General features: G+C 62.6%; 1 protein-coding gene. It reads right to left on the reverse strand.

All coding sequences use genetic code 11. The features are described from left to right. Nucleotides 1-101: 101 nt before the first annotated feature. Nucleotides 102-473, reverse strand: a 372-nt coding sequence (locus tag EN852_RS41180) for a hypothetical protein (RefSeq protein WP_189546353.1), incomplete at its 5' end; no start/stop codon positions are given.

Consider the following 473-nt stretch of genomic DNA (forward strand, 5'->3'; position numbering starts at 1 on the left):
GCGATGAACGCGCGGACCTTGCATTTTGCGCAAGGCCCGCACGCCCGTTTCTCAATCCTGGGCCGGTTTCCACCCGAGGCCCGTCCGGTCGCCATTCGCCCTCACTCATGCGGTTTCAAGATATCCTTCAAAGCCTTCTTGAACGTGTCGTCGATGTTGCCGAAGCCGGCGCCGGTCTTGGTCTTGTCCGAGGCCAGGTCGGTGCTCACGCCCGACGACTTATTCTGGTTCTGACCAGATCCCCAGATCGTGCTGAGCACATTCAGGAGGTCGGTCGTCACCGAGCCGGTCACTTGGCCGAGAAGCTGGCGGAACGACCCATGGCCGCCGGCGGGACCATCGCCCGAGCCGGACTGCAGGAAGTGCGTCGTATCCTTGAGCCCCAGGGAACTGGTGGTGACCTTTGCCGTCTTTTGGGTCGACGTCGTCGCCAGCGTCGAGGCCGTCACAACACTTGAGTTGTGGTTGCCGCC

This window comes from Mesorhizobium sp. M2E.F.Ca.ET.209.01.1.1, assembly GCF_004010375.2.
Taxonomy (GTDB): domain Bacteria; phylum Pseudomonadota; class Alphaproteobacteria; order Rhizobiales; family Rhizobiaceae; genus Mesorhizobium.